At 47.0% G+C, this 8,807-nt stretch carries 8 protein-coding genes; 3 read left to right on the top strand and 5 right to left on the bottom strand.

From position 1 onward, the window contains the following. The coding region (rnk, locus tag ACWA6V_RS12265) for a nucleoside diphosphate kinase regulator (protein WP_449522758.1) at positions 1-294 on the top strand (294 nt) is incomplete at its 5' end. Positions 295-642: 348 nt separating this feature from the next. Next, complete coding sequence (locus ACWA6V_RS12270) at positions 643-2,829, top strand: putative bifunctional diguanylate cyclase/phosphodiesterase (RefSeq protein ID WP_449522759.1); 2,187 nt, start codon at positions 643-645, stop codon at positions 2,827-2,829. 65 nt (positions 2,830-2,894) lie between these two features. Here ACWA6V_RS12270 and ACWA6V_RS12275 read toward each other — a convergent pair whose 3' ends face one another. The 3 genes from ACWA6V_RS12275 to ACWA6V_RS12285 form a co-directional block, all read right to left on the bottom strand. Further along, on the bottom strand, positions 2,895-3,947 hold the full coding sequence (locus tag ACWA6V_RS12275; protein ID WP_449522760.1) for a M23 family metallopeptidase: 1,053 nt from the start codon (positions 3,945-3,947) through the stop codon (positions 2,895-2,897). A gap of 296 nt (positions 3,948-4,243) precedes the next feature. Beyond that, positions 4,244-5,143 carry a YihY/virulence factor BrkB family protein gene (locus ACWA6V_RS12280; RefSeq protein WP_449522761.1) on the bottom strand — a complete coding sequence of 300 codons (900 nt, stop codon included), beginning with the start codon at positions 5,141-5,143 and terminating at the stop codon, positions 4,244-4,246. Positions 5,144-5,240: 97 nt separating this feature from the next. Beyond that, positions 5,241-5,525, bottom strand: a complete 285-nt coding sequence (locus tag ACWA6V_RS12285; protein ID WP_449522762.1) for a hypothetical protein — start codon at positions 5,523-5,525, stop codon at positions 5,241-5,243. A gap of 265 nt (positions 5,526-5,790) precedes the next feature. On the opposite strand from ACWA6V_RS12285, the gene ACWA6V_RS12290 reads away from it, so the two are divergent. Beyond that, positions 5,791-6,057, top strand: a complete 267-nt coding sequence (locus ACWA6V_RS12290) for a DksA/TraR family C4-type zinc finger protein (RefSeq protein ID WP_449522763.1) — start codon at positions 5,791-5,793, stop codon at positions 6,055-6,057. A gap of 89 nt (positions 6,058-6,146) precedes the next feature. On the opposite strand, the gene ACWA6V_RS12295 is transcribed toward ACWA6V_RS12290, so the two are convergent. Both ACWA6V_RS12295 and ACWA6V_RS12300 read right to left on the bottom strand, forming a co-directional pair. Next, positions 6,147-6,944, bottom strand: a complete 798-nt coding sequence (locus ACWA6V_RS12295; protein WP_449522764.1) for an EcsC family protein — start codon at positions 6,942-6,944, stop codon at positions 6,147-6,149. A 95-nt stretch (positions 6,945-7,039) separates the two neighbouring features. Beyond that, on the bottom strand, positions 7,040-8,329 hold the full coding sequence (locus tag ACWA6V_RS12300) for a cation:proton antiporter (RefSeq protein WP_449522765.1): 1,290 nt from the start codon (positions 8,327-8,329) through the stop codon (positions 7,040-7,042). Between the last annotated feature and the right edge of the window lie 478 nt (positions 8,330-8,807).

Here is an 8,807-nt window from a genome sequence, read left to right on the forward strand (position 1 = left end):
GAAGCACTGAATATTCAACTGAACCACGCTGACATAGTACCAGACAGAGATATTCCTGACGATGCAGTAACAATGGGATCCCAAGTGACTTTTGTTGATTTGGATTCAAACGAAGAACAGACTATTAGCCTGGTTTACCCAAACGAAGCGGATGTAACACAAATGAAAATATCGATTTTATCGCCGGTAGGCAGTGCATTAATTGGTTTGCGTATTGGCGGCAATATTGATTGGCCAGTACCGCAAGGAAAAGTCCGGCGACTGAAAGTTATCGCGGTACAGCACCCGGTATAGTATGACCAAAAAACTAACGGATTTCAGTTAAAACAGCGCGTTAGAGGTATCAACGCGCGTTCTCCCATTAAATTCCACATGCATCAAGCCGCACTGTAATCCCCTGTAATGGCAATTCCCCGAAAACTGCTGTAACTAGAAAAAGATTGAAACCATATCCCGCTCCAAGTTTTACTTTTTCATTTTTTCACTGCACACAACAACCAGCGCGGTTTATTTCATATCAGACTGAACGGCAATTCAAAAGTGTGGCGTCTCCGGCTACATTTTTACGCAGCGATTTTTCTTTTTCTATACTGAAATGACAACACTGTTTTACTAAGGGAAAACAAATACGAGGATGCGCTGATGAAGTGCCCAGCGATATTTCCGAACGAATCCGAACGTTTGCAAGCGCTATCGAATTATGGTCTCAATGAAGAACAGATGCTTACAAGCCTTGATCCCGTTGTCCGTATCGCATCGCGTATGTTTGATATGCCGGTTGCAGCAGTCAATATGATCGGCAGCGACCATGTTTTTTTTGCCGCAAGTGTCGGTGTAGGTAAAGTGGATATGCGGCGAGATGTTTCATTTTGCGCTCATGCGATTACCCAAACTGATGTCATGGTAGTACCCGATGCAACTCTCGACGAACGCTTCCACGACAATCCTTTGGTGACTGGCACCACCAACTTACGCTTTTATGCTGGTGTACCTCTGTTCTCGCCTGAAGGGTTAGCGCTGGGTGCACTCTGCGTGATTGATGATCGAGCGCATACCGATTTCTCACAAGAGGATCGGCAACGCTTGCAGGAGCTAGCGAAAATGGCCGCTGACCGCTTGGAATTGCGGCGCATTGAAGTATCAGCCGAACGAACCAGACCGCCCTTTGAGGAATACGCAGGCAACTCTTCCACACCAGTCATCTGGTTTGATGAACACTTACAGATAATCGAATGGAACCAGGCAGCCGCCAGTGCCCATGGTTACCAACGGCGCGATAAAAGAGCGCTGCAGTTTGACCTGCTCTTGCCCGAGCGCGAACGCGCGAACTTCCAAGAGCTTATCGGGCAGGCAATTGAGGCCGGTTCACTCGACCAGATCGCAATCCCCACAGAAGCAACCGGGTTACGCTACGATGACAGCGAGTTTCGCTTTGGATTTTCGCTCTTTGGCTGGCGCGATGCAGGCCATATGAAATTTGAAGCCATTCTTAAAGACCTGACATCGCAGCAGCGCGAGGAAGACGAGCTGCGCCAACAAGCGAATATTGATGGCCTCACAGGGCTCGCCAATCGCGGAAAATTTTATCGCTGCGTAGAAGATGTATTGATCAGCCCTGCCCCGGCTACGGTATTGATGATTGATCTCGATGGTTTCAAAGACGTGAACGATACTCTCGGACACACATTGGGTGATGCCATCTTGCGTGAAGTCGCCAATCGATTGCAGCAATTGGCCAGTAATAATGATTTGGTTGCGCGTATCGGCGGCGATGAATTTGCCATCGTGTTAGCGAACGTGACCGACTCCCACACGGCGATGCAGAGAGCCGAGGCGATGATCGCCGCAATTGCTCAACCAATTAATGTCGATGGCAATGATGTGCGCGTTGCCGCGAGCTGCGGAGTTGCTCTCGCCCCTGCGCAAGCGCAGGAGGCGCTAGAGTTGGTTGGCAATGCAGACTTAGCTTTATTCAAAGCAAAAAATATCGGACGCGGGCGTGTATTTATGTTCGTCCCTGCACTGCGCATGGAGGCGATGGCACGACGGCGGTATGGACTTGAATTACACCGCGCCGTCGATAAAGGTGAATTTGTACTCTTCTATCAGCCACAAGTTAGCATGGTCGATGGCTCTATCACCGGCGCCGAAGCATTAATTCGCTGGCACCACCCGGAGCGGGGAATATTAGCGCCCGCCGCTTTTTTGCCTGCATTGGAAGGTGGCCCACTGGCTGCGACTGTCGGCGACTGGATTCTCAACGAAGCCTGCGCGCAAGCCGCTTACTGGCGCCGCAGTGGAGCAGCGCGCTTTCGCATTGGCGTCAATCTATGCAGCGCGCAATTCCGCGTGGGAGATTTAGCCACTGACGTGATGGAAACCCTCGCGCGCCATGGATTACCCGCAGAAGCATTAGAGCTGGAAGTCACCGAAAATATTGTGCTCGACAACGATGATATTGTGCTGGGAATTTTGCAGCGCCTGCACGAGCAAGGTGTAGGCATTGCATTTGATGATTTCGGAACAGGTTATGCGTCGCTCAGCTTGTTAAAATCCTATCCACTTTCCAGAATTAAAATTGACCAATCATTTGTGCGCGGAATTTTGGTATCAAAACGGGATGCATCAGTCATTCGCGCCATCATCGATATGGCGAAGAGTTTCGATTTGGAAACCATCGCCGAAGGCATTGAAGGAGAAGCTGAATACAATTACCTGCGCAATGAAAAATGCGATGAAGGGCAGGGATATTTTTTTGGCAAACCTATGTCAGCGCCACAATTTGAATTGCTGCTGGGAATTGGCGCTGCAGCGCGCGCGATTGCGTAAAAATGAAAAAAGCCCGCAGTTCAATGCAGGGCTTTTTATTTAATCACGCGCTCGTAAGCAATAAATTACTTTCTCCAAATACCTGTGTAATTTGCACCGCAGTACCACCAACCGGTTCTGGTGTAGCCTTTGTTGGCATAGTAAGTGGATTTGTTATTGAAATCAGTCAGTGACATGCCAGCATGTGCATACCATGAGCCGCTCGCTGGGATCCAGGTAGTGTTATAAATCTGACCGCCATCGGTGCAAGGTACGGTATCCAGCATCACACCTGAATCGACAAAGTGGTTAAACCATATCTGGAAACGCTCATCAGGAATATTGTTCACTGTCCAATAACCCACTGAATGTGGAGCCCATACCAACACCTTGCCCGCTGGCAAGACGTTGCCGTTCAATAAAGTCCAAGGGCCATTTACGGACGCGGTATTATTGGCATACGAGGTAGTTTGTCCATGATCAAAATTAATCGCCACCGGATTGCCGCCCTTCTCCATGTGCACATGCAAATGTGGGCCAGTTGAATTACCGCTATTACCCACAACACCTAACACTTGGCCAGCTTGGACACGCACACCATTAGTTACCCTGCCATCCTGGGTCCAGGGGTTAGATTTTTCCGGATTGGTCAGATAAGTGGCATTGTGCGGGCAAATTGCTGCAGGCACGGTGCCTGGCTGGGCGTGAGCATAAAGTGCGTAAACACCGTCATCTTGCAATACCCACACGTGGTTTCCACCTAAGGCGATATATCCATCCAACACCTTTTGCAGCTTGCTGCCGGCAGTATTTTGCGGCGAATTACGCCAGCAGCCAACTACAGTCCCTGCTGCCATAGCGCGGATTTTTGCACCGTAAATCAGGTAATTTGAATTGACTGTTCCATCGGCATTATCGCTTTTCAGGTGATGCCACTTGTTGTTGCCGATATGACGCACTGCGCCAATATCAAAACCTTTTTCCTGGGTACCACCAGACCAGTGAGCACCGGTTGAGTAGCGATGATTGAGATTAAGATCATCCGCACGCAGTGGAAATTCATATGCGTGTGCAGTGATGGAACTCAAAGTAGCAGAAGCAAATAGCAGAGCGTGGGTAACATAACGAATTGCTTTCATTTTCAAACATCCTTATAAAATTAAAAAATATGAGTGAGTGATTCAGCACTTATCAACCTTATTGAAAACCTTTTTTCAATTCGAGATCGATCAGTACCGATAAGCGCGTTATTACGACGCTATGGGGGCCATTGTACGGAATTTAAAAGCCGGAAATAGTCGCTAAACGCGGAGTTTTTTGTAAGCCATTTGCCGGGAAGGAATTTTTCCACTGGGGATATGTGAATTTGTCACAAATATCTTAGCTGTAGAAAAGACAGGTATTAAACAACTAGATTTTCATGGGGAGAGGCTGACTATTTTATATCAGCAGTAGAAACTGCAAACTCCAACGGCTTGATCCGTGCGCCACGTCGATCTGCATAAATGCGGGTGAATTCTGCACCAAACAATAGGATTAGCGCCGCGTAGGACACCCATAACATCAGCAAGATAATCGTACCTGCTGCTCCGTAAGCAGAGGCGGGATTGCTGTGACCGAAATAAAACCCGAGCGCAAATTTGGCGATTACAAAGAGCAATGCAGTGACCAAGGCACCTACCCACACATCGCGCCACGGGATTTTTGCATCAGGGAGGAATTTAAAAATAGCGGCAAATAAAAACGTCACCACACTGAGCGACAAAGAAAAATCAAGAATACGAAATAGAATATTAAAAGCTTCGGAAAAATAATAGGCAACCCAACTACTCACAATTGAAAGCAGCGCAGACAACACCAAGGAGACCAATAATAAAAAGCCGACCGCAAGGATTAAGCCAAACGAAAAAATCCTATCCAACACCATTTTTACTATTTTACGTTTAGGTTCTGGCTTCACTTCCCAAATCATATTGAGCGTTTGCTGTAATTGATAAAACACACCGGTAGCACCAAAAATCAATGTGGCTATACCAACCAGTGACGCAAAGGTAAAATCCTGATGCACACTGGCATTGGCGATAATCGCTTCAATATCCTTAGCCGTATCGCGGCCGATCATATTCCCGATTTCGCCACTGATGCGCCGGGTTACTGCCTCTTCACCATAAAAATAGCCAGCCAGATTGATAATAATCACCAGCAAACCTGGCAGTGAAAAAATAGTACAAAACGAAATAGCCGCACTATTTCTAAACGGTTCCCGATCTAACCATTGATTAAAAGTGTCGCGAAAAATAAACGCCAACTCATTGAGTTTCTCAAATAGCGTCATGTGTAGATCCTTGTTTAGGGATTAACGCCAAGTCGGTTTATTGTCCACATTCCATTTCACTTTGTATGTACGCTTACACACAAGACCACTAACCACGTTAACCAGATATGCTTACGCCCTCGCTTTGCACAACGGTTTTAGCTTCAGACCGCTCGATCATCTTCACTAGTGCTGATTGAATCACCTCATCTTCGCGCGCATCGGTCTTGCTGGAAAACCGCTCAACTTGAATATCAGCCCCCTCTTCCATTACAAATTCGACTACCACCTCATCAGCATGCGCACTGGTTTTGCCATAGTAGGTCAATGAAATTTTAGGGTAACCCTGAAACCCCATTTTGGATCTTTTGGCGATGCGTTTTTTGGATTTATCCAAATTCATAATCAGTTCTCAGCATTAAAATTCCAGGGCGCAGTAGTCTGTGATGCAAATCAATCTACAGAATTGCGGATGCAAGCAGCACCTAGCTTAGCGGATTTGCTGTTTCAGTTGGGAAGTTTTCCGTGCAAGTGCAGTGATCGTCGTTGCATAAATCAACAATGAACTTTCCACTTTAATCAAGGCCAAAATCTTATAGGATCACTATTGGACTATTCTTAAACGATACCAGTTGGACATGATCGGATTACCGATGAGGAGTGACGCTATGGCCAGCGGCTGGGCACCTGATGGTGCAGTACAAGACCAAATAGATGCGAGCATTGAAGACGCAGTAAAGTTAGCTCGCAGTCGTATTCCTGAGGGCGAGAGCCTGACGCACTGTGAAGAGTGCAACGCAGCGATTCCTGAAGCGCGCCGCAAGATTATCCCGGGTGTGCGGTTATGTGTGAAATGCCAGGAAGAGCATGATAAAGATGAAACAGTTTATTCCACCATTAACCGGCGTGGCAGTAAAGATAGCCAGTTGCGCTAGCCATGATTACACAACATGCTTAACCACCGCCATTCTCGTTGTGCTTTACCTATGCCCCATATATTTACCCAGAGCCTTGGACAACTCCGTTACCCCAGTTTTGGCAGTTCAAGATACATGCGCTTGATTAATTCCTTACCATGCTTGCGTTCAAGTCTCCGCACAATAAAATGCCCTCTTGCCATATCCTGAAAATGATCGATGAATATGGTATTGATAATTGCCCCACCGGCGGCGCCGATTGCGGGTATTGCCTGCGCTGCAGCTTTTTCTGTTACTTGAATCCCAAATCGCTGCGCTACTGTTGCGATAAATTTAAGTAATAGTGGAGCACCTTCATCCGCCAATTTATTACTCGCAATAAATTCTGATGCCGCTGCTATGGATTTCGCAAGCGTAGCTCGCACCGCATAATAACCACTGTCGGTTCCATCGTCAGACCTACTGTTCCCGCCCAAAGCAAACACTTCCAAACACGCCAATTTCGTTTCCATTACCGAAATAGACTCGCCCTCACTCCGTGCAACATCTGCAATTGAACGCAACATGATTGAAGTGGATATAGGTAATTCAATAGATATGGCTGCAATGCCGAAAAAACCACCCACCCCACCACTCACAGCGACGCCCAACTTGTGCCACATATTAGATGACTCCTCACCGGGAATATCTTTCATCGTAAAAATAGCTGCTTGCGATGCTTTAAGTAACGCGGCGCGGGTCACTTCACCGATATTTTTATTCCAGCTATCAGGCAATAGAGCGAGGCCTTTTTCAATCGGAGTGCCGATAAAATTGGTCACCTTTGCCGCGACGCCTGGATTTTCCAAAAGATTTTTTGCTACCTGTAGCTCTTTTCTATCTTGCTCTGAAAAATTATCAGGCATAATTTTCTCCGCGTTTTACTTATGGCGATCCATTAAACCATACACGCTTGATTGCGCAGTGATATTAAAATAGTTCATGGGTATTAGCAGACAATTTAACGGCGTCGCCAAAATTTTTCCATAATGGGTTTCACGCTAATGCCGTGAACAATAATAGACAGCGTTACTACAACAAGTACAAATTGAGTCAACTGTTGTGCCAGATGTTGATCCAGCCCATGTTGTATTGCATACATCAAATAGTAGATCGAACCAATGCCGCGCACGCCAAACCATCCGATCATGCTGCGTAGTGTCCAACTGGTATTGGTTCCTGCCAAGCTGATGTAAACGCTCAGCGGGCGGGCAATCACGAAAAGAAACAATGCCAAACCAAGGGTTTGCCAATTCCAGAATTGAAACGCCAGCATGCCCCCAAGCAAAAACACCAATAACATTTCCGATAGACGCTCAAGGTGTGCACCAAAAACCAATGACTCAACACTGATAATTGGTGGCTTAGAGTCATTTGCATCAACCGTTAATGAATTATCTTTTTGTTTTACTGAATTAAACTGGCGTGCATGCCGCTCGGATAATTTCAATTCAGTTTGACGTAAAGCGACCCCGGAAAAAAATACCGCTAAAAACCCCCAGGCATCAATCGACAAGCTTATTCCGTAGACCAGCGCGATTAACCCCAAGCCCGCCAAATCATCAAGAATCTCATGTTTAAATTCACTCCCGCGCAACTTCCATCCAATCTGCGCCAGAAGCACTCCGCCAACAATACCGACAGCGATGGCAGCTGAGGTTGCCCACAGCACATCCAGCGTTATCCATTTCCAACCTGAAGCGCCCAAGTCGTGTAAGCCAAGCAAGCCTAATCCCAACATCACAAACGGGAATGCGGAACCATCATTCATGCCTGCTTCGCTGGTGAGGTTGAAGCGTAAATGATCTTTATCACCAGGATGGCGCGATTGCACATCCGTAGCCAGCACTGGATCAGTGGGCGCCAATATGGCTCCCAGCAATACTGCAAGCCCCAACGGAAGACTCAAGACAAAGTAAGTGAAAGCAGCAACAAACCCTACTGTAAGAGCCATCGCCACCCAGGCGAGCAAGACTGGCCTGCCCCATTGTTTTACCGTAACCGGCACCGGCATTTTAATGCCCGCTGAAAAAAGGGAAATCAATACAGCCACTTCTGTCAGTATTTCCAGCAACGGTGCTTCTTCGACAGGATGAAATCGAAAGAGATTTAACACCATTGGGCCTGCAATCAACCCGACTGCCAGGTAAACAATTGAGGAGCTGAAAGGAGAGCGCGTCAGAATCGTGGAGGTCAAACCACGGCCAAGCATGAGCAAACCAATTAATAAAAACCAGGTTCCGTTTTCCATAAACACGACCTACCTAATCGGGCTCGGATGTAGTGAACCATCATTCTGCACCAACTTAGGCATAACCAATGTGCGCAAGCTATCTTTAGCAACCAAACTGCTATCGAATACGCATCCTATATGGGGCTCAACCCACCTTTAGAAACGGTAGTAGTGGCGATGTGCAAGATCACACCGCACATCAGCCGCCGATTGGTGAAATGCAATCAACCATTGAACATTGTTGCTGGTAAACCGGACCCCATCTCTTTTAAAACTCTCCGCGTGTGTCCGCACAACATGGATAAACGTTACGCGCCGCATGTTTAAGCTAGGCTTAAAATTTTACTGACGTAAAGTTAATTGGACACAGGAAGTGGGGGTTTGGATTCACCATAGCTTTTTATTCATATTCACAAAAAGCGCAATGACTAGCGCGCAACCTCCAGAATACAAAACCGCTTGCGATAAGCACTCAGCGCCATGCCAGTAGCGGCAA

It is taken from the genome of Cellvibrio sp., assembly GCF_053579595.1.